Origin of the sequence: Micromonospora sp. CPCC 205561 (assembly GCF_036906775.1) — a bacterium.
Classification (GTDB): domain Bacteria; phylum Actinomycetota; class Actinomycetes; order Mycobacteriales; family Micromonosporaceae; genus Micromonospora.
In genome coordinates this window covers 1-21,201 of sequence record NZ_JBAKHV010000078.1, presented here as the reverse complement: position 1 = coordinate 21,201, position 21,201 = coordinate 1, and the positions used below count along the sequence as shown (strand labels likewise).

General features: G+C 73.5%; 15 protein-coding genes and 1 pseudogene. 7 read left to right on the top strand and 9 right to left on the bottom strand.

The features are described from left to right. Positions 1-28: 28 nt before the first annotated feature. Positions 29-1,060 carry a phosphatase PAP2 family protein gene (locus V6V16_RS25965; RefSeq protein ID WP_334566200.1) on the bottom strand — a complete coding sequence of 344 codons (1,032 nt, stop codon included), beginning with the start codon at positions 1,058-1,060 and terminating at the stop codon, positions 29-31. A 217-nt stretch (positions 1,061-1,277) separates the two neighbouring features. Here V6V16_RS25965 and V6V16_RS25960 point away from each other — a divergent pair, with 217 nt between their 5' ends. Beyond that, a complete protein-coding gene (locus V6V16_RS25960; RefSeq protein WP_334566197.1) occupies positions 1,278-1,682 on the top strand; it encodes a thioesterase family protein in 405 nt (134 codons plus the stop codon). Further along, the gene (locus tag V6V16_RS25955) at positions 1,679-2,506 is read left to right on the top strand and encodes an MBL fold metallo-hydrolase (protein ID WP_334566195.1); all 828 of its coding nucleotides are present in this window, start codon (positions 1,679-1,681) and stop codon (positions 2,504-2,506) included. Before V6V16_RS25960 ends, V6V16_RS25955 begins: the two co-directional genes overlap by 4 nt. Before the next feature lie 5 nt (positions 2,507-2,511). On the opposite strand, the gene V6V16_RS25950 is transcribed toward V6V16_RS25955, so the two are convergent. Further along, positions 2,512-3,447, bottom strand: a complete 936-nt coding sequence (locus tag V6V16_RS25950) for a PfkB family carbohydrate kinase (protein ID WP_334566193.1) — start codon at positions 3,445-3,447, stop codon at positions 2,512-2,514. A 65-nt stretch (positions 3,448-3,512) separates the two neighbouring features. On the opposite strand from V6V16_RS25950, the gene V6V16_RS25945 reads away from it, so the two are divergent. Together V6V16_RS25945 and V6V16_RS25940 are read left to right on the top strand one after the other, a co-directional pair. After that, positions 3,513-3,887 carry a nuclear transport factor 2 family protein gene (locus V6V16_RS25945; protein ID WP_334566192.1) on the top strand — a complete coding sequence of 125 codons (375 nt, stop codon included), beginning with the start codon at positions 3,513-3,515 and terminating at the stop codon, positions 3,885-3,887. Positions 3,888-4,161: 274 nt separating this feature from the next. Then, positions 4,162-5,283: a lytic polysaccharide monooxygenase gene (locus V6V16_RS25940; RefSeq protein WP_334566191.1), complete on the top strand. Its 1,122-nt coding sequence runs from the start codon at positions 4,162-4,164 to the stop codon at positions 5,281-5,283. 130 nt (positions 5,284-5,413) lie between these two features. Here V6V16_RS25940 and asnB read toward each other — a convergent pair whose 3' ends face one another. Next, entirely contained in the window at positions 5,414-7,375 is a 1,962-nt protein-coding gene (gene asnB / locus V6V16_RS25935; RefSeq protein ID WP_334566188.1) for an asparagine synthase (glutamine-hydrolyzing), read from the bottom strand. A 261-nt stretch (positions 7,376-7,636) separates the two neighbouring features. Between asnB and V6V16_RS25930 the strand changes: the two genes are divergently transcribed. After that, positions 7,637-9,118: an aminopeptidase P family protein gene (locus tag V6V16_RS25930; RefSeq protein WP_334566185.1), complete on the top strand. Its 1,482-nt coding sequence runs from the start codon at positions 7,637-7,639 to the stop codon at positions 9,116-9,118. 572 nt (positions 9,119-9,690) lie between these two features. Beyond that, a complete protein-coding gene (locus tag V6V16_RS25925; protein ID WP_334566183.1) occupies positions 9,691-11,316 on the top strand; it encodes a hypothetical protein in 1,626 nt (541 codons plus the stop codon). Positions 11,317-11,427: 111 nt separating this feature from the next. Here V6V16_RS25925 and pulA read toward each other — a convergent pair whose 3' ends face one another. The 4 genes from pulA to V6V16_RS25905 all read right to left on the bottom strand — a co-directional run bounded on the left by pulA (position 11,428) and on the right by V6V16_RS25905 (position 18,994). Then, on the bottom strand, positions 11,428-16,920 hold the full coding sequence (pulA, locus tag V6V16_RS25920) for a pullulanase-type alpha-1,6-glucosidase (RefSeq protein ID WP_334566182.1): 5,493 nt from the start codon (positions 16,918-16,920) through the stop codon (positions 11,428-11,430). 153 nt (positions 16,921-17,073) lie between these two features. Continuing rightward, positions 17,074-17,769, bottom strand: a complete 696-nt coding sequence (locus V6V16_RS25915) for a cellulose-binding protein (protein ID WP_334566181.1) — start codon at positions 17,767-17,769, stop codon at positions 17,074-17,076. A gap of 111 nt (positions 17,770-17,880) precedes the next feature. Continuing rightward, positions 17,881-18,270, bottom strand: a complete 390-nt coding sequence (locus V6V16_RS25910; RefSeq protein WP_334566179.1) for a hypothetical protein — start codon at positions 18,268-18,270, stop codon at positions 17,881-17,883. 37 nt (positions 18,271-18,307) lie between these two features. After that, complete coding sequence (locus V6V16_RS25905) at positions 18,308-18,994, bottom strand: hypothetical protein (RefSeq protein ID WP_334566176.1); 687 nt, start codon at positions 18,992-18,994, stop codon at positions 18,308-18,310. Positions 18,995-19,013: 19 nt separating this feature from the next. Between V6V16_RS25905 and V6V16_RS25900 the strand changes: the two genes are divergently transcribed. Beyond that, positions 19,014-19,196, top strand: a complete 183-nt coding sequence (locus tag V6V16_RS25900; protein ID WP_091630004.1) for a hypothetical protein — start codon at positions 19,014-19,016, stop codon at positions 19,194-19,196. A gap of 12 nt (positions 19,197-19,208) precedes the next feature. Here the strand turns inward: V6V16_RS25900 and V6V16_RS25895 are convergent. Next, positions 19,209-19,932, bottom strand: a pseudogene (locus V6V16_RS25895) (right-handed parallel beta-helix repeat-containing protein); the annotation flags it as partial. A gap of 145 nt (positions 19,933-20,077) precedes the next feature. Next, complete coding sequence (locus V6V16_RS25890; protein ID WP_334566169.1) at positions 20,078-20,515, bottom strand: ArsC/Spx/MgsR family protein; 438 nt, start codon at positions 20,513-20,515, stop codon at positions 20,078-20,080. Positions 20,516-21,201 lie beyond the last annotated feature (686 nt).

Below are 21,201 nucleotides of genomic sequence, written 5' to 3'. Positions count from 1 at the left end.
CGGGCGGGCTGAGCGCGCCCCGGGCCGGTCAGCGGGCCGCCGTCACCGGCGGCGGCTCGGCGGAGGCCGGCGGGTCGGTCGGCGCCGGGTCGGGCTCCGCCGGGGCCCGGCGGGCCCTGCGGGCCGCCCACCAGCGCTCCGCCAGGCCGACGGCGAGGAAGGTCATCCCGACGTACGCCCAGCCGACGAGCACGTCGATGACGTAGTGCTCGCCGCTGTAGACCAGCGTGAACGTCATCGCCAGCGGGTACGCCAACAACAGCGGCCACCAGCGGCGGCGGGTCTGCCGCAGGAAGAAGAGCACCACGAAGAGCGCGAACGCGGTGTGCAGCGACGGCATCGCGGCCACCGGGTTGGAGGCGATCTGCCCGGCGTTGAGCAGGTTGCCGGCGCCGTGCATGCCGAACGCCTTCCAACCCCGGGTGGAGATCCGGGCCACCTCCTCCAGCAGCCCGTTCTGCGCCGCCCACCACGGCGGCGCGGCCGGGTAGAGGAAGTAGGTGACCAGGCCGGTGGCGCAGAGGAAGCCCCAGCGGCGCATGAAGGCCGCCCACCGCCCCCGGTCCCGCAGCCAGAGCACCGCCGCGGCGGCCAGCGCCACCACGAAGTGCGAGAAGTAGACCCAGCTGACCGCGACGTCCCACCAGTGCACCTCGGGCCGGTAGAGGTGCTCCTGGAGCCAGACCGTCGGCACCTCGCCGCCCGTCGCCCAGCCGAACATCACCCGGTCGGCGACGATCAGCTCGTACGCGTGCGGGGTGGCGCCGTTGTCGGCGAAGCCCCGGGAGAGGTTGTAGACGGCGAGGAGCAGCACCACCGGCACCCAGTCCCGGGCGAAGCGCAGGTGGCTGCGCCACGGCCGGTTGCTGTGCCAGGCGATCGTCGCCGCCCAGATCCACAGGAACGCGTACGCCGGGTCGGTCGGCAGGCCGATGCCGAGCCAGCCGGCGACGAAGGCGACCCCCCACACCGTCATCGCGACGACGCGGCGACGCCCGCCGTCGGGCGAGGCGGGTGGCTCGGTCCGGGCGGGGGGCTGGGGGTCGGTCGCGACAGACATCGCGGTCAAGGTTAACGGCGCGGACGGCATCGGCCGACGCCGACCACCCCGCGTCGCCGGCGGGTCGGCGCCCCGGCGGCCGGTCGCCGTCGGACCGGACCGGGTCGCCCTCCGCGCCGGCAAGGTCCGCCGCGCCGTGCCGCGCCGCCGGCTGTCCGACCGGGCGGGCGTCCGCGCACGCACCGCCGCCCGGTGCCGCCTCGTCTAGGCTTTGGCCATGCAGGAGCAGCCGGAGCCCGAGCTGACACCGGGCCTGACCGCCCGGGTGGAGCTGACCGTCGCCGACACCGACACCGCGCAGGCGGTGGGGTCGGGGGACGTGCCCGTCCTGGGCACGCCCCGGGTGCTCGCCCTCGCCGAGGCGGCGACGGTCGCGGCCACCGCCGACCGGATCCCCGCCGGCTCGACCACCGTCGGCACCCGGGTCGAGCTCGACCACCGCGCGGCGACCCCGGTGGGGCGCACGGTGGTGGCGCAGGCCCGACTGGCCGCGGTCGACGGGCGGCGGCTGCGTTTCGAGGTCAGCGTCAGCGACGGCGACGAGACGGTCGCCGAGGGTCGGGTGGAGCGGGTGCTGGTCGACCGGCGACGCTTCGTCGAACGCGCCGCGCGGTCGTCGTGACCGCCCGCTTCACGCGCGTCGCCGACGGGGTGCACGTGCTGCGCGAGCCGCTGCTGCACGTCAACGTCACTCTCGTCGTCGGCGACGGGGCCGCGCTGCTGGTCGACACGCTCTCCACCGCCGGGCAGGCCGCCGCGCTGGCCGCCGCCGCCCGGACGGTCACCGCCCACCCGTGGACCGTGGTGAACACCCACCACCACTTCGACCACTGCTTCGGCAACGCCACCCTCGCCGCCGACCCGCCCCGACCGGTGTACGCGCACGAGATCGCCGCCGAGGCGATGCGCGAGCCGGACCGGCTGCGCCGGGAGGCGTACGCGGAGCTGCGCGACGAGCACCCCGCGCTCGCCGCGGAGGTGGCCGACACCGTGCCGCTGGCGCCGACGCACACCGTGCACGCCGAGACCGCGCTCGACGTGGGCGGGCGGCGGGTGGTGCTGCGCCACCCCGGGCGCGGGCACACCGCGGGCGACCTGGTGGTGCACGTGCCCGACGCGGACGTGCTGGTCGCCGGTGACCTGGTGGAGCAGAGCGGACCGCCGGCCTTCGAGGAGTCGTACCCGTTGCAGTGGCCCGACACGGTGGCCGAGCTGCTCCGGATGACCACCCCGGGCACCGTGGTCGTGCCCGGGCACGGCGAGCCGGTGGACGCCGGGTTCGTCCGCGCGCAGCACGCCCAGCTCGTCGAGCTGGCCTGGCTCATCCGCGCCGGACACACCGGCGGCGCCCCGCCCGAGCGCGTCGCGGCCGAGGCGCCCTTCGGGGCCCGTCCCGCCCTGTACGCGGCCCGCCGGGGCTACGCCGAACTCGACGGCACCGCCTGAGCGGCTCAGCCGGCGAAGCGGGCGAGGACCTCGGCGCGGCTGGGCATGGCGGTCGCCCCGCCCGGCGACTCGCAGACCAGCCCGGCGACCCGCAGCGCGAACGCCACCCGCCCGGGCCAGTCCGCCGGCGCGGCGGGCTCCCCGTCAGCCAGCAGGTCGGCGACGAGCGCCCCCATCACCGAGTCACCCGCGCCGGTGGCGTCGACCGCGTCGACCTTCGGCGCGGGTACGCGTACCGGATCGGCGCCGGCGGGGGCGACCACCGCGCCGGCGGCGCCGAGGGTGACCACCACGGTCCCGGCGCCGAGTTCCCGCAGGTACGCCGCGACGCCCTCCTCGGGCTCGCCGGGATAGAGCAGCGCGGCGTCGGCGGCGCTCAGCTTGACCAGGTGGGCGCCGGCGGCGAACTCGGCCACCACCGCGCGCAGCCCGGCCAGCGCGGCCGGCCCGTCGAGCAGCCGGGGGCGCACGTTCGGGTCGAAGACCCGCAGCCCGGAGGCGAGCCCCCAGGCGCGGCGCGCGGCGGCCAGCGTCGGCGGCTGGAGCAGGGCGATGGACCCGCAGTAGAGGACGGCGGCACCCGCGACCAGTTCGGCGTCGAGGTCGTCGGGGCCGAGCAGCCCGTAGGAGGGCGGCTCGCCGTAGAACCGGAAGTCGGGCTCCGGGCCGGCGAAGGTGGCCACGGCCAGCGCGGTCGGGGCGGGGACCGTCACCGCCCCCGCCAGGCCGACGCCCACCCCGGCCAGGAGGTCGCGGATCCGCCCCGCCAGGGCGTCGTCGCCGAGGGAGCCGACGAACTGCACCGCGCCGCCGAGCCGGGCGGCGGCGACCGCCACGTTCAGTGGACCGCCGCCGACGGCCCGCCGGTAGACCGGCTCGCCGGCGCACTCGCTGTCGCGCAGGTCGACCAGTGCCTCGCCGAGCACCACCGCGTATCCCATTCCGGTCCTCCGTCCAGGCCGCGCGCCGGCCGGTCCTGTCGCACCCGGCTGGCACGGTACGCGCCATGACGAGCGCTGAGGACACCGTATTGGCCTACTGGGCGACGTGCGAGGCGAGGCAGTGGGAGAGCTTCGGTCGGCTCCTCGCCGACGACGTGGTCTACCACCTGCCGCAGACCCGGGAGCGGATCGTCGGCCGCGCCGCGGTCGTGCGGTTCAACCGGGACTACCCGGAGGGCTGGCACCTCGCGGTGACCCGGGCGGTGGGTTCGGGCCGGCACGCCGCCACCTGGATCACCTGCGTCCACGACGGCGCGCGGCTCGCGGCCACCAGCTTCTTCGACCTCGACGAGGCCGGCCTGGTCCGCGAGATCACCGAGTTCTGGCCCGAGCCCTACGAGCCGCCGACCGGCCGTGAGCACCTGGTCGAGCGCTATTGACAGATCGAGGAACAGCTATTGCGTGGCACCCCGTGCCGTGGTGGGATGACGCATGCCGGGTGGCGCGGGGGCTGCCGTGCCGCCGGCGCCGGGTTCACATCACACGCGAGGGCACCGGCCCGCCAGTCGGGCCACCGTGGCGCACGTCCCACCGGCCGACCGAGCCGGGGCACGTCCGCCGCGACCGTCGTATCCGCGTCGCAGCGGGGCGGCCGGGGCTGCCATCCCGCCCGTTGCCCGCGGGGCGTCCTCGCCCCGCGAGTGAGGAGAACCTGTGTCCCATCGATTCCGTACGGCCGCGTTGCTCACCGCGGCCGCGACCCTACTCGCGGGCGCCATCGCCGTGACGGCGGGGCCCGACCCCGCCGCCGCGCACGGCACCCCGATGGCGCCCGGCAGCCGGACCTTCCTCTGCTGGAAGGACGGCCTCAGCTCCACCGGCGAGATCAAGCCGAACAACCCGGCCTGCTCCGCCGCGGTCGCCCAGAGCGGGGCCAACTCGCTCTACAACTGGTTCAGCGTGCTGCGCTCCGACGCCGGCGGCCGCACCGTCGGCTTCATCCCCGACGGCAAGCTGTGCAGCGGCGGCAACCCGGGCTTCGCCGGCTACGACCTGCCCCGCACCGACTGGCCGTTGACGCACCTGACCGCCGGGGCTCGGATGGACTACCGCTACAGCAACTGGGCCCACCACCCGGGCACGTTCTACTTCTACGTCACGAAGGACAGCTGGAGCCCGAACCGCCCGCTGGCCTGGAGCGACCTTGAGGAGCAGCCGTTCCTGACGGTGACCAACCCGCCGCAGCGCGGTTCGAGCGGCACCAACGACGGGCACTACTACTTCAGCGGCAACCTGCCCGCCAACAAGAGCGGCCGGCACCTGATCTACTCCCGGTGGGTCCGCTCCGACAGCCAGGAGAACTTCTTCGGCTGCTCGGACGTCGCCTTCGACGGCGGCAACGGCGAGGAGACCGGGGTCGGCCCGGGCGGCACGCTGCCGCCCCCCACGACGACCCCGCCGCCCAACCCGACCACCCCGCCGCCCAACCCGACCACTCCCCCGCCGGCCACGAGCACCCCGCCGCCGCACGGTGGCGACTGCATGGCGGTCCTCAAGGTGGTCAGCTCCTGGAACGGCGGTTTCCAGGGCGAAGTGACGATCATGAACCACAGCGCGTCTACGTGGTCGGGCTGGACGGCCAACTGGACGTGGCCCAGCGGGCAGAGCATCAACAGCGTGTGGAGCGGCACGCTGAGCGGATCGGGCTCCACGGTCGCGGTGACCAACGTGGCCTGGAACGGCGCAGTCCCCCCGGAGGGGACGACGACCTTCGGCTTCGTCGCCACCACCAACGGCACCAACACCCTGCCCACGGTCACCTGCTCCGGCCGCTGACCCGTCACCCGAGTACGGAAGGCGACCGGGGGTCGCGCCAGTCACCGCGAGCGATCCGGTGGCGCGACCCCCGGTCGCCTTCGCCGGCCGGGGCGGCCCGCCGGGGGGGTCCCGCGGCGGGCGGCGGTCGTCAGCGGACCATGGAACCGACCACGGGCTTGGTGAGCAGGGCGGACTGGTTGCGCTGGATGCCCGGGTCGAGGGTCTTGGCGACGAAGATGGCGTGCCAGACGCAGAAGATCAGCACGGTCCACACCTTGCGGGAGTGATCGGCCTCCTCCCGCTTGTGCTCCTCCAGCAGCCGCATCGCGTACGACAGGTCGAGCAGGTCACCGGCGCCCGAGGTGGCCAGCACGTGCCGGGCCCACTCGTACATCTCGCCCCGCAGCCAGACCCGGGTGGGGGTCGGGAAGCCCAGCTTCTTGCGGTTGACGATGGCCGGCGGCACCACGCCCTGCAGCGCCTGGCGCATCGCGTACTTGGTGGCGTCGGAGCGGGGCGGGAGCTTCAGGTCGACCGGGATCCGCGACGCCACGTCGAAGACGGCCCGGTCCAGGAAGGGCACCCGCACCTCAAGCGAGTGGGCCATCGAGATCCGGTCGGCCTTGACCAGGATGTCGCCCCGCAGCCAGGTGTAGAGGTCGACGTACTGCATCTTGGTCACGTCGTCGAGCTCGGTGCACTCCGCGTAGATGGGCGCGGTGACGTCGGTGTAGCGGACCGAGGGGTCGTAGCGGCGCAGCAGGTGCTGCTTCTCCTCCTCGGTGAACATCCGCGCGTTGCCGTAGTAGCGCTGCTCGATCGGGGTGGTGCCGCGCTCCAGGAAGCTCTTGCCCTTGACCCCCTGCGGGATCGCCTTGGAGACCGCCCGCAGCCCCTTCTGCACGCCGTTCGGCAGCCCGTTCACGCTGCCGAGCGACAACGGTTCCCGGTAGATCGTGTAGCCGCCGAAGAACTCGTCGGCGCCCTCGCCGGAAAGGACCACGGTGACGTGCTCGGCGGCCTTCTTCGCCACGAAGTAGAGCGGCACCAGCGCCGGGTCGGCCACCGGGTCGTCCAGGTGCCAGACGATCTTCGGCAGCGCCTCGATCATGTCGTACGGCCCGATCTTGGTCGGGATGGTCGTCACGTCGAGATGCCGGGCCGAGTCCTGGGCGACGTCGATCTCGGAGTAGCCCGGGACGTCGTAGCCGACCGTGAAGGTGAGGATGTTGGGATTGAACTCGCGGGCCAGGGCGACCACGGCGGTCGAGTCGATGCCGCTGGAGAGGAACGAGCCGACCGGCACGTCGGAGCGCATGTGCATCCGCACGCTCTCCCGCAGCGTCTCCCGGATCTCGTGGTAGAGCCGCTGCTCGTCGTCGACCGGGGTGGGCCGGAAGACCGGCCGGTACCACCGGCGCACGTCGATCCGGCCGCCCGGGGCCCAGGTGAGGTACTCGCCGGAGCCGATCCGGCTGATCCCCTTGTGCAGGGTGCCCGGCTCGGGCACGTACTGCAGGGTCAGGTAGTGGCTGAGGTTGGCCGTGTCGATGCCCGCGTCGCCCTGGTAGTTGGAGTGCGCGAAGGGCAGCAGCGCCTTCTTCTCCGAGGCCAGGTAGAGGCCGTCGGCCGTCTCCAGGTAGTGCAGGGGCTTGATGCCGAAGTAGTCCCGGCCGCCGAACGCGCGGCGCTCCTGCCGGTCCCAGATGACGAAGGCGAACATGCCCCGCAGCCGGGTGAGCACCTGCTCGCCCCAGAAGTGGTAGCCGGCGACGATAACCTCGCCGTCACCGGCGGTGGCGAACTGCGCGCCGAATTCCCGGATCAGCTGCTCGCGCAGCTCGATGTAGTTGTAGATCTCGCCGTTGAAGGTGAGCAGGTAGCGCCCGTTCGCGTAGGACAGGGGCTCTTGGCTGGAGGCCACGTCGATGATCGCCAACCGCTTGTGCGCGAACACCCCGTCCGCGTACCGGCCGGAGGCGTCGCCGACCACCTCGACACCGGTCTCGTCCGGTCCGCGGTGGTGCAGGCATTCCAACGCCCCGGCGATGTTGTCGCGGTGGGCGGCGGCGTCGCCGCGCGCACTGAAGAAGGCCAGGAGTCCGCACATGGTGGTCATCTTTCCACGCGGTCCGAGCGGGCGTCGCGGCACCGCTGGGCTCCGCCGGTCGCCGCCGTCGCGGCCCTGGCGGGGCCGGGCATCGGCGCCGCGACGTGACGCTCGGTGCGCGACCGGTCCGGCCGGGGCGCCGCCACGACCCCTCCGGGCGACCCCCGCCGGCCGGTCCGCGGCCCTCACGGTCCCGGCCCGGCCGGTCCCGGATACCGCGAGGTACGGTCTGACCTGCAACGACGCGGAGGGGATCGGATCATGACCGAGGAACGCACCGACAGCAGGCCGGCCGACGGCACGGAGTCGCACGACCCGGACTTCCCGGAGGCGTTCCTGGCGTTCATGCGGCAGGGGTGGCGGGACACCACCCTTCCGGTGGGGCCGCGACCGGAGGTGCCGAACCACGCCAAGCGTCGGGCCGCGCTGTCGGCGGCCTTCCCGGGCGAGACGCTGGTGATCCCGACCGGCGGCGAGAAGGTACGCGCCAACGACACCGACCACCCCTTCCGGCCGGGCAGCGACTTCGTCTACCTCACCGGCGACCACGCCCCGGACAGCGTCCTCGTGCTGTGCCCGACCGGCTCGGGGCACGACGCCACGCTCTACATGCGGCCCCGTTCGTCCCGGCACACCGACGAGTTCTTCCGCAGCCGCGACGGCGAGCTGTGGGTCGGCCGGCGGCACACGCTGGCCGAGAAGTCGACCGAGCTGGGCCTGGCCACGGCCGACCTGACGGAGCTGGACGAGGCGCTCGCCGGCCTGGCGCCGGGGCGTACCCGGGTGCTGCGCGGCTTCGACGGGCGGGTGGACTCGGCGGTGCGCCCGTACGACGGCCACCGCGCCGACGGCCGGCCGGCGCGTGACCGGGAGCTGGCGACCACCATCTCGGAGCTGAAGCTGGTCAAGGACGAGTGGGAGATCGCCCAGCTCCAGGACGCGGTGGACGCGACCGTCCGGGGGTTCGAGGACGTGGCCCGGGCCCTGCCGGCGGACCGCGGCGTCTCGGAGCGCCTGCTGGAGGGGATCTTCGCGCTGCGCGCCCGGCACGACGGCAACGACGTCGGCTACGGCTCGATCGTCGGCGCCGGCCAGCACGCGACGATCCTGCACTGGGTGCACAACCACGGCACCACCCGGCCCGGCGAGCTGCTGCTGATGGACATGGGCGTGGAGAACCGCAACCTCTACACCGCCGACGTCACCCGGGTACTGCCGGTCGACGGCCGCTTCACCCCCCTTCAGCGCCAGGTCTACGACGCGGTGCACGCCGCGCAGCAGGCCGGCATCGACGTCATCCGCCCCGGGGTGGCGTTCCGGGATGTCCACCTCACCGCCATGCGGGTCCTCGCCCAGGCGCTGTCCGACCTGGGTCTGCTCCCGGTGGGCGTCGACGAGGCGATGGACGGGCGGTCGACGGTCTACCGGCGCTGGACGCTGCACGGCACCAGCCACATGCTCGGCATCGACGTGCACGACTGCGCGAACGCCCGCAAGGAGAAGTACCGCGACGGCACGCTGGCCGAGGGCCACGTGCTCACCGTCGAGCCCGGGCTCTACTTCCAGCCGGAGGACGAGCTGGTCCCCGCGGAGCTGCGCGGTATCGGCATCCGGATCGAGGACGACATCCTCGTCACCTCGAGCGGCGCGGTGAACCTCTCCGCCGGGCTGCCGCGCGGCGCCGACGAGGTGGAGACCTGGCTGGCCGAGCAGCGCGAGGCCGGCCCCCGTCTGCCCGGCTGATCGGCCTGCCCTTCGCCCCGCCGGTGGGGCCGACGGCGTCGCTCGTCCCGGCACTGAGGAAAGCGCCAAACAAGGAGTTTCTTCGGATACGTCCGATTGGGGCCGTTCTGCCGCTATGGTGGCGTCAGAGGCACGATGCGTACCGCTCGACCCAGTGGTTCCAGTCGTCGGCGACGCCCGGCGAGCCGCGTCGACACCGCGCCCGGTGTTCGGCTGATCCACATAGCGCGGGGCCTGCGCCACGGACGACCAGTCCGGGCACAGGCCCCGGTCCGTATTCCCGCACGACACCACGACTGCGCTGGCGGCGCACGGTGACGCCGCACGCACCCGGCGACGCCCGAATAACCCATGCCGCGCCCTTGCGCCCGTCCTGCTCGGCTCGCGCCAGGAGTCCCGTCTGCTCCGTGCATGACGCCTAGGACATCTAATGCGGGTGTTTTTCGGATATGCCGACGAAGTGAAAAACGCTCTTCTACGGTGGGTTTCAGCAGCTACAACCGATTTGTAGCCAGGGCGCCTCGCTGCGGCGAGCGACCTTGTCTGATGCGAGGAGAGGGCAGAGAGCTCCGATGTCCAATCACCTTAAGAAGACCGACGCCGCGAACCCGGCGTCGAGCAACCGCCGCAAGAAGTGGCTCGCCGTCGGCATCGCCGGTCTGACGGGTGTCGTCAGCCTGGGCATGTTGGCCGCCACCAACGCCAGCGCCGTCACCCGGCTCGATGATCTCGGCGGAAAGCAGGGCCAGAAGGACGGTTCGGGCCCGGGCAGGGGCTGGGACGGACACGACGGTGATCGCCGCGGACAGGACGGAAAGCCCGTCACCTCGGTGCCGTGCGACGTGACCGCCCTGTACGCAGCGATCAACGAGGCGAACCAGCAGCTGGGCGGCACGCTCAAGCTCGCCCGCAAATGCACGTACGAGCTGCGCACCGGCACGGCCACCTCGACCGGCAGCAACGCGCTGCCCCCGATCACCACCGACATCACCATCCTGGGTGAGCACTCGGTCATCGAACGGGCCTTCGACCTGCCCAACGCGCCACCGACCCTGTTCCGCATCTTCCAGGTCAACGCCGGGGGCAACCTGCGCCTGAGCGACACGACCCTGCGCAACGGTCTGGTCGCCGCCGCTCCCGGCGGCGGGGCCGTGCTGGTGCAGGCCGGCGGCCGAGCCGAGTTCAAGGACGTCAAGCTGACCCAGAACAACGCGGCCGGCGCCGGGGTCAACGGCGGAGCGATCACCAACCTGGGCACCACCGTCCTGAAGGACACCAGCTTCACCCTCAACAACGCCGGCGGCAGCGGTGGTGCCGTCTACAACACCGGCACCCTGACGGTGGAGAAGTCCTACTTCGAGGCGAACAAGGCCCAGGGCCCGGGGGCCGCCGGTGGCGGCGCCATCGCCAGCACCGCGGGGTCGGTGACCATCCGCAAGAGCCAGTTCATCGGCAATCAGACCGCAGGCAACGGTGGCGGCCTGCTGCTCGCCGGCGGTACCGGCGACGTCAGCGACACCCTCTTCCGGCTGAACGTCGCGCTGGGCAACGGTGGCGGCATCGCCAACACGGGGGGCAACCTCCAGCTGCGCGACGTCAAGTTCGTGCAGAACACGGCGATCCTGGCCGGTGGCGGCCTGTTCACCGGCGCCGGCACCACCACCACGATCCTGCCCGAGGACCACAAGTGGTGGAGCGAGCTGGCCGAACAGCACCGGGGCGAGGGCGCTAAGGAGAAGGGCGACAAGGACGACAAGGGTAACAAGGGGAACAAGGACGACAAGGGTAACAAGGGCAGCAAGGGGGAGAAGCCCGGCGATCGCGACAACGGCGACGACGGGAAGCAGCTCGGCCCCGAGAGCAGGGATTACGCGAAGAAGGTGGAGCAGCACGCGGGCACCACGTTCTTCGGCAACGTCGCCGGCACCGACGGTGGAGCCATCTCCAACGCCGGCACCCTGACGGTGTCCGAAAGCGTGCTGCTGCGCAACCAGGCCGCCGACACCGGTGGCGGCATCAACAACGCCGCCGGCGGGACGCTCGTCGTGCAGCGCAGCATCATCACCGAGAACCAGGCCGGCAACACCGGTGGCGGCATCTTCAACGCGGGTACCGCCACCATCGACAGCCGGACGTTGGTGTTCCGCAACAACCCGAACAACTGCGCTGGCGTCGCGATCACGAACTGCCAGGGCTGAGCGAGCCGGTAGGGAAGCACCAGCTCCCCACCGACCGCCACACGAAGAAGCCGGCCCCGCCGGGTGCGACCTGGAGTCGCTTCCCGGCGGGGCCGGTCCGTACCTACCGGATCAGCTCTGCACGAAGACCGCCACGCTGCGGGCCGGCACGGTGAACGTGCCGCTGCCCCGGTCGAACGAGGCCGTCCGCAGCACCTCGTCCGCCGAGGTCCGCAGCACCGGGTGCAGCGCGACGTCCGCCCCGCGCAGCCCCGTCAGTCGCTGCCGCGCCGCCTCCGGGGTGGCGTTGAAGACCACGGTCACCGACTTCCACCGCCCGTCCAGGCCCCGGCCGTCCAGCGTCATGGTGAGCACGCCGGGGGTCTCCCCCGCGCCGGAGAGCGGGAACGCGACCCGCTTCTGCACCTGCTCCGCCGTGCTCAGCCCGAAGACCGGCGAGGAGGCCCGGATCTTCAGCAGCTCGGCGTAGCGGGCGTCGGTCATGGTGATCGCGGCGCAGTCCGGGACCAGCGCCGGGTCGGCCAGCAACGGCCGGGCGTACGGCCACTTGTCCCGGTTGTCCTGCTCGGGCGGCAGGCCGGCGCCGAAGCCGTTGCCCTGGGCGCAGTCCCAGCGGATCTGGTTGAACCAGTCACCGGAGTTGTACGAGTTGCGGTCCAGCGACTTCGAGCGCAGCCGCTCGGTGCCGGTGGTGACGAACCCGGGCCCCTGCCCCATCACCACCGTGCTCAGCGCCAGCACCTGCATCCGGGCCCGGTCCGCCGCCGGGGTCTCCTGCGGCAGCTTGTACGCCAGCGCGTCGTACAGGATCTCGTTGTCGTGCGCGTCGACGTAGGTCACCGCCTCCCCCGGCGCGGCGGTGTAGCCGGCGGGCGAGCCGTTGTAGTCGACCTGCGCGCCGGTCACCTGCCGACCCGACGAGTCGGTGAAGCGGTAGCCACGCAGGTTGCCGGTGAGCCCCACCTTGATCAGGTCGTGCTGGCGCAGCAGGCGGGCCCGCTGCTCGGCCTGCGTCCCGTTCACGTCGTCGCCGTTGGGGTCGGTGAAGAGGCCGGAGGCGAAGCCCTGCACCCGGGGGTTGGCGTCGAACGGCCCGCCACCGCGGACCGCGTCGCGCAGCCGGTCGTTGAAAGTGCCGATCCCGGTGCCGGCCATGTTGGCCTGGGTGGCCTGCGTGAACCGGGCGTCGTCGGCGACCTCGCCGAAGTTCCAGCCCTCGCCGTAGAGCAGGATCTTCTTCCCGTCCACGCCGTCGCGGGCGACGGTCAGCTCGTCCAGCGCCTCGCGCACGGCCAGGATGTTCGCCTTCGGGTGGTGGCCCATCAGGTCGAAGCGGAAGCCGTCCACCCTGTACGCCCGGGCCCAGGTGACCAGCGAGTCCACCACGAGCTTGCCCATCATGGCGTGTTCGGGGGCGGTGTTGGCGCAGCAGGTCGAGTTGGCCACGGCGCCGTCGTCCAGCAACCGGTGGTAGTAGCCGGGCACGATCTGGTCGAGCACCGACTTCGGGTCGGCCCCCGCCGCGGAGGTGTGGTTGTAGACGACGTCCATCACCACGCGCAGCCCGGCGCCGTTGACGCCGGCCACCATCCGCCGGAACTCCGTGGTCCGCGCCGCCCCGGACGGGTCGACGGCGTAGCCGCCCTCCGGCACGGTGTAGTGCAGCGGGTCGTACCCCCAGTTGTAGCCGTCGGTGTCGGCCACGGCCGCGACGCACTTCTGCTGCTGTTCGGAGTCCGGCGGCAGCGCGGCCAGGTCGCAGGCGGGCTGCCGCTGGTCGGCACGGCGTTCGGGGATCGTGGCGAAGTCGAAGGCGGGCAGCAGGTGCAGGTGGGTCACGCCCGCGCCGCCGAGCGCCTTCAGGTGCTTCATGCCGGCGGTGCCCGGGTCGGTGAAGGCGAGGTAGGTGCCCCGCCGCCCGGCCGGCACGGTGCTGTCGGCGACGGAGAAGTCCCGCACCGACAGCTCGGAGATCTGCACCTTCGTCGACGGCACCGCCGCCGGCTTGCGCAGCGACGCCCACCCGGCCGGCGCGAGCGCCGGGTCGGCGAGGTCCACGATCTGGCTGTGCGTGGAGTCCGGTGCCAGCGCCACCGAGTACGGGTCGGTCACGGCGGCGGTGACCACCTTCTGCGTCGCCGGCTGCCACGCCTGCACCTGGTACCGGTAGTACCTGCCGGTCCAGTCGCGGGCGCCGCGCGCGGACCAGACGCCGGTGCGGTCGTCCCGGCGCATCGCCACGGTCCTCGGCGTCGCGGTCGGCGAGTCGAAGAGCTGCAGCGAGACCGTGCGGGCGGTGGGTGCCCAGACGGCCAGCGTCGGCACCCCGCCGGCGAAGGTCGGCCCGAGCCGCGCGTCGGCGGCCCGGGCGTAGACGTCGTCGAGCACCCCGGGGATCTGCACGCCGGTCGCGGCGAGCAGGGTGCCCGCCGCGTCCCGCTCGGTCACCAGGAGCTGCCCGCGCAGGGCCGCCGGGACCTTCGCCAGGTCCCGCCGGTCGAGCGTGAAGGCGCCGTGCGCCCACAGGTGCGGGAAGGCCGCGCGCTGGGCCTCGGTGGGCCCGTTGCGCCGCGCGGTCAACGGCAGCGTCGTGTACGTGCCGACCAGCTCGCCGTCGGCGACGGTCACCCCACCGGCCGGGGCGGCGAGCAGGGCGTACGTCCTGCCGTCGGTGGGCCCGGTCTGCCAGGCGACGGTGGCGCGGTCGATCCAGTGCGCCTTCTGCCTCGTGATGTCGACGTCGCCTGCGGCGGCGGACGCCGTGGACGGCAGCAGCCGCCCGGGCGTGCCGGCGAGCAGCCACACCTGGCGCCCGGCGTCGGCGAAGTCGAGCCGCTGGTCGGTCGGCAGGTCCTTCTCGTCCCCCTTGTGAATGATGTAGCTCAGCCCGGTCGCCCCGGCGGCGAGCGGCACCCGGAAGACCGCGCCGAAGGCGTCGATCCGGTCCGGGGCGAGCGGGGCGGCCCAGTCCGTCGGGTTGGCGGCGCCGTCCCAGAGGTGCAGGCCCCAGCCGTCGTAGTTGCCGTCGGCGCGGCGGTAGTGGATGACGGCGGTGCCGTCCTCCACCGGCGGGTCCGGCTCGCCGGTGGCGGCCTGCCGGCTCGGGTAGGTCGCCGGGTCGCCCTGCTTGATCCAGACCTCGCCGGTCTGCGTCACGTCGATCGTCCGATCCTGTCCGACGTCCTTGTTCCCTTCCTTGTCGACCACCAGGAACCCGACCGACTTCGCGCCCGGCTTGAGCTTCACCCAGGCGAACCGGCCGTAGGAGTCCTCGCCGGCGAACGGCTGCCCCTTGGGCCACTCGGTGGCGTACGCGGGGTCGATGTCGCCCCAGGCGTGGAGGCTCCAGTCGTCGTAGCCGCCGGCGGGGCGCTGGTAGTGCACCACGGCCCAGTCGCGGGAGGCGGACCGCGCCGGGGTGCCCACGGTCGCGGTGGACCGGGCGGTCGCGGTGCGGCCCTTCCCGTCGCGGACGACGGCCTTGTACTCGACCCTCGTGCCGCCGGCCAGTCCGGTCAGGTCGTGGTGCACCGTGTACGGGGCCCGGTCGGCGCTGCCGAGCAACGTCCACCTGCCGCCGGCGACCCGGGCGGCGACGGTGACGGTGGCCAGCGGGTCGCCGGTGACCTGCGCGGTGACGGCGGCCCTCGTGGCGACGGGCTCGCCGGGCGCCGGTGCGGTGATCGTGATCCGGGGCGCGGCGTCGGGCGACGCGATCGGCGTGCCCGCGCGGTGCACCACGGCCGACAGCGGCGGCACGGTCAGCGTGAGCCTGCCGTCCGCGCCGGCGACCGGCGCGGCCGATCCGCCGTAGACGCCGGTGAAGGTGGCGCCGGCCGACCAGGTGTCCACGGTGACAGTCTGCGCGGTCGCGGCGTTGTTCACCGCGACGACGTACTCGGTGCGCTGCTTCGGGTCGACCCGGGAGAACGCGAACACCCCGGGGCCGTCGGCGGCGTACCGGCCGACCTGCACACCGTCGCGCAGCGCCGGGTGCGCCTGACGCAACGCGCCCAGCTGCGCGATGGCCCGGTAGAGCGGGTGGGCGCGGTCGAACTGGTCGCTGGCGTGCGTACGGTCGGTGCCGAGCAGGTCGTCGTCGAGGTAGTCCGGCGTGCGGGAGGCGAACATGTCCTGCCGGGCGTCCTTGTCGCCGCCCGGGCCGGTGAAGCCCTGCTCGTCGCCCGAGTAGACCACCGGCTGACCGCGGGTGAGGAACATCAGCTCGTGGGCGAGCCGGTCGCGGCGCAGGTGGGTGGCCGGGTCGGTGCCGCCACCGGCGATGAACGAGCCGATCCGGCCCATGTCGTGGTTGCCGAGGAAGGTGGTCAGCCGGCCCGCGTCGGTGTCCCGGGCGCGGTAGAGGTCGTCGCGGGCGTACACGTCGGCGAGCGCCCTGGCGGAGCCGTCACCGGCGGTGTAGCCGCGCGCCGCCTCCTGGAAGGCGAAGTCGAGGGTGGCCGGCAGGCCGCCGCGCCGCACGTAGGTCGAGGTGACCTCCGGGTCGGCGCTGTAGACCTCGCCGAACATGAAGAAGTCCTTCTTGCCGGCGCGGGCGGCGGCGCGCTCGACGCCCTGGCTGAACTGGGGCCAGAAGTCGAGGTTCGCGTGCTTCACGGTGTCCAGCCGGAAGCCGTCCACGCCGGTGGAGGCCACCCAGTCGGAGTAGACCTCGGTCAGGCCGCGTACCACCTCGGGACGTTCGGTCCACAGGTCGTCGAGGCCGAAGAAGTCGCCGTACTCGCTGTTCTCCCCGGCGAAGGTGGAGTCGCCCCGGTTGTGGTACATGGTCGGGTCGTTCAGCCACGCCGGGACCTTGACCCTCGCGTCGGCCGGGGTCTCGAACGTCGGGGTGTACGGGAAGGACGTCGCGTCCACCTTCGGGAAGTCCCGGCTGCCGTCGGCGTAGTTGCGGTCCTCGAAGGGGCGCCCCCGCTCGTCGGTGTACGGCGACGTCGCCTTGTCCACGTAGGTGTACTTGTCCTCGGCGTACTTGATGACGTCGGCGGTGTGGTTGACGATGACGTCGAGGTAGACCTTGATGCCCCGCCGGTGCGCGAGCGCGACCAGCCGCTTCAGGTCCTCCTTGGTGCCGAAGTGCGGGTCGACCTGGGTGAAGTCGGTGATCCAGTAGCCGTGGTAACCGGCGGAGACGTCGGCCCCGGTGCCCTGCACCGGACGGTTCTTGAAGATGGGGGCGAGCCAGATGGCCGTCGTGCCGAGCCCCTCGATGTAGTCGAGCCGTTCCATGACGCCCTTGAGGTCGCCGCCGTGGTAGAAGCCCTTGTCGGTCGGGTCGAGGCCGGTGGAGAGGCGGTCGCCGGCGAGGCCGCCGGTGTCGTTGCGCCGGTCGCCGTTGGCGAACCGGTCCGGCAGGACGAAGTAGAACTGCTCGGCGCGGGCCTGCCCGCTCCCCGCCGTCAGCAGCGCCTCCGCGGAGGGCTCCGCGCGCCACTGGGTGGCGCCGGTGGCGACCAGCGGGCCGCTGTCGGCGGCGGCGTCGGCCCCGAGCTGACGCACGGCGACCGGGGTGCCGACGAGGGCGAGGGTGAGCAGGGAGACGAGGGCGAGCAGGGTCTTACGCGGTATCGGCGGGGGTCTCATCGACGCCTTCCTCTGGTCGCTGACTGGCCCGCACGCTAGCTCTTGCCGAAACGTTCTGCAATAGCTTGCAAACAAAGTCGTAACACGACAGTCGGCTTGCAAGAGGCGCGGCCCGGCGTGTTCGCGCCGGGCCGGGCGAAATCCTCGGTGGAGCTAGAGCCCGCCGCAGCCCCTGCCCTCGACCGTGCAGGTCGTCGGGCGGCTCTGCGGGCTCTCGACGTAGAACCGCAGCCGGGCCGAGGCGCCGCCGGCCAGGTCCTGGCCGCTGCGGTAGGTGAAGCCGTCGTCGATCCGCTGCGCCGTCCCCTGCGGTGCCCCCTCCAGCCACGCGCTCCCCAGCCGGCCGTCCGGAAAGGTCAGCCGCGCCGCCCACGGACGGCCGGTCGACGACGCGTTGCTGACCAGCACCTCGCCGACGAACCCGTCGGCGTACGACTCCACCACCCGGTACCGCCCGCTCACCGGCGGCGGGGCCGAGGCCGGCGGCGCCACCAGCGCCGTCTCGTCGCCCCCGGCGGGGGTCGGGGACGGGCTCGGGCTGCGGGCCGGCGTGGGCCGCCCCGGGGTGGGCCGGGCGGTGGCGGCGCGGGTGGGCGGGGTGGGCGTCGCCCGCGACGGACGCGTCGTGGCGGCCGGGGTGGTCGCCGTCGGCGGCGGCTCCGGCAGGAGGCTGAGCGGTGGCGGACCGGGCTGCGCGTCGAACGCCGGACCGCGCCCCCGGTAGGCGCCCAGGGCGATGGCCAGCAGGACCACCATCACCAGTACGCCGACGGAGACCACGATCCACGGCGAGGACGCGATGGCGGTCGTGCCGTAGGACTTGCTCGATGTTCGGCTCGTGCCGGACATGCCCCTCCTCCCGCGGTCGTACGGGGCAGCGTAACCGTCGGCGGCGACATGACGCGACCGCCGGCCGGCCGGGGACGTCCGACGTCGGGAGGGACCGTGCGCCCCGGTGGATCAGCCGGTGCGCAGGACGGTGCAGATGACCGGGCCGTCGTCGGTGGCGCGCAGCAGGTAGCGGTAGCGCTCGCCGGCGACCGCCCGGCCCTGGCTGTCCAGGAACTCCCACTCGACGGCCACCATGGTCAGCAGCGCCGACACCGGATGCACGTCCTCGATGGCCGCGTGCGCCGCGACCAGCTCGCGCTCCTGGTAGTCGGGGGCCGCGCCCACGAAGGACAGGGCCACCGCCGCCGGGGAGGTGAACGAGAAGCTGTAGGTGTCGGCGACCACCAGCCCCGGCAGGGCGTAACAGCCGGCGATGGCGGGCACGTCGCCGGTGGTCAGCGCCACGCCGTACCGGTCGAAGAAGTCGGCCAGCGTGTCCAGGTCGGTGGGGGCTCTCACGGGGAGAGCAATTGCCGCCCGGGCGGCGCGCCAAACCTCAGCGCGGCGGGATGCGAACCTCGATCTCGGCGCCGAGTCGGGCGCCACCGGCGAGGCCGAGGTCGTCGCCGCTCCAGAACCGGCCCGGGTCGTACCAGTTGGGACGCCGCCCGGGCGGAAGCAGCCCCATCGCCTCGTAGGTCACCGCGACCACCTCCGCGCAGTACGCCGTCTCCAGCGCGCGGTCGCGCCCGGCCGGGCCGGAGCGCTCGCGCCCCGGCGTACCCGCCCGGTCGAGGCCGGGCAGGGCCGGCACCCGGACCGCCGGCACCCGGCCGCGCAGCCAGCGCCAGGCGAGCTGGGCGGTGGACGGGAACGGTGTGCCGTCGAGGCGGGCGACGGTACGCAGCACCGCCTTCTCCATCTCCGCGTCGGCCGGCGGGTCGAGCTGGCGCAGCCAGCCCCGCTGGCCGTACCGGTTGGCCCAGACGCAGACCGCGTCCCGCAGGTCGTGCAGCTGCACGCCGCGCTGATGGGTGCCCGTCCACATGTCGGGCAGCGACCTGCCCAGCTCGGCGTGCCACATCAGGGGCGGCATGTCGTCCAGCACGACCGCCATGCCGACGTGGTTGACCGGGCTGTTGGTGGTCAACTGGATGGCCCGGTCCGGCACGCTGCGCCCCCGGAACACCCACACGTCGCCGGTACGGGTCAGCTCCACGGCCTCGTCCAGGCTGATGCTCATGAGGGTCTACCCTAGGCCGATGCGGCAACGGATGCGGTGGTGGAAGGTGCTCGGGCTGGCCGGCCTCGCCGGCGTCGCGGCGTCGGGCGTGGTCATCGCCCGGGCGGAACGGCGGCGCCGGGCGTACACCCCGGAGGAGATCCGGGCCCGGCTGCGCGACCGGCACGCGGAGGCGACGGCGCCCGCCGACGACGCGCGCTGAGCAACGCCGGCGTCAGTCGACGTCGTGGTGGTTGCGGTCCCAGCGGCCGCCGACGGGCGGGGTGTCGAGCCGCACGGCCCCGGCGGCGTTGCCGGCGAGGTCGTTCTCCTCGATGCGGCAGGACACGCAGCTGCCGGCCGGGGTGATCCAGAGCCCGTAGGTCTGGCTCTGCTCGTCGCGGTGGTCCCAGATCCGGTTGCCGCGCACGGTGGCCGGGTCGAACGGCGCGTTGACGGTGATGCCGGCCCGGATCGGCGGGGCCGCCGGCAGTTCGTACGACGCTCCGGGCGGCGGCGTGTCCTCGTTCCAGCCGGTGGGAGAATCCGCCCGCACCTCGGCGAGGGTGAGGACGGTGTCGGTGTGGACACCACCACGGCCGTACGTGACCCGACCCGCACCGCCTTGCCCCGGTGCCCGTCGTGCGGCCAGTGCGCCCCCATGTCGGTGACGGACCGGTGGTGGTAGCGCACCGACTCGCCGCTGCCGGTGGCGCCCGGGGGGGGGGGGGCACCGCCGGCCGTTGTGCGGATCCGGTTGTCGACCACGATCGCGTCGGTCATCGGTCGGTCGATCCGGATCGCGTCCAGGCCGTTGTCCCAGAACTCGTTGCCGTCGACCACCACGTCCGCCGCCGCGCCCCGGTAGGCGTCCCGAGGTCGTGCTCGTGGTAGCCGTGCGCCCCGTTGGCGCTGATCCGGTTCCCGCGCACCGTGTACGGGCCGGGCGTGTCGCCCATGCGCGTCGCACCACAGGGGCGCGCCGGCGACCGGGGTGAGCCGCTGCGCGGCGGTGGACAGGCCCTGGCGCGGCATCCGACCCCTCCTCTGCGACGTACGGTCGTTCGCCTGCGACCGCATTCCCGCCGCACCCCACCGGACGCGCTACCCGGCCGGCGTGGGACCGTCCGACGACGCGGTGGCCGAGGGGCCGGGGTCCGCCCCGGTGCCGGGCGTCGCGCCGCTGCGACGCACCGCCTCCGCCAGCGCCCCGGCGGTACGCCCCACGAGCGCGCTGCCGTCGTCGAGCAGCAGCAGCGGCCGCTGGATCAGCTCGGCGGCGGCCACCATCGCCTCGATCCAGCGCGGCTCGGCCGCCTCGTCCCGCGGCCAGTCGGCCATGCCGAGGGCCACCGCGGCGGGCTCCTGCGTGCGGCAGACGTCCCAGGGGCGCGCGTCGAGGCGGCGCAGCACCTCGGTCAGCTCCGCCGCGCTCGGCGGCCGGTCCAGGTACGGGCGCAGCGCGTAGCCGACCCCCGCCTCGTCGAGCGCGGTACGGGCGGCGGCGCACTTCGAGCAGGACGGGTTGTTCCAGATCTCCATGCCGGCCATGGTCGCAGCTCCCCCGCCTGCGGCGGCAGTACGACCCCTCGCCCCCGTCCCCTCTACGCGAGCCGTCCGCCCGACCCCGACGAGCCCCCGCCGCCGGGAGCCCGCCGCCCGACAAGCCCTCGCCCCGCCACCCAGGCCGACCTGCACCGTGCCATCGCCGACCTCAACGCCGCACCCGACGTACGCGGCCCGCTCTCCCGCGAGCCCGTCCGCGTGGCCCGCTGCCGCTGACCCGCCACCGTCGCCCGCCGGCTCTCCGTCCCTGCCCACCACGCTCCGCCAACGTGATCAGGACGCCATGGGCCTCAAAGCGGGCGGATGACGTCCATGGGGTCCTGATCACGAATGCGCTCGCGTTTGGCGAGCACCCCGATTGGGGCCTCTGTCCGGTATATGGGTATTTGTGGTGGCGGGCGCCACCGGCCCGGCCGGCATGGGTCGGGGGCCCGGGTCGTTGTAACCATCGTGAACGCGTAACCCCCGGGGGCCCTGGCGGTCGGGGCGACGGTCGGAATGCCGGCCGGGCCCGCGTCGTTACATCCCCCGGACGCGCCCCACCCCTTGAGCGAGGGCGCACCCCTGGTTCGACCTTTCCCCTCCCGTGACGCACCCGCCCCCCTTGGTGTGCGCGCGGACCCCCGATCGGAAGGTGCAGACGAATCATGCGTACCGACATG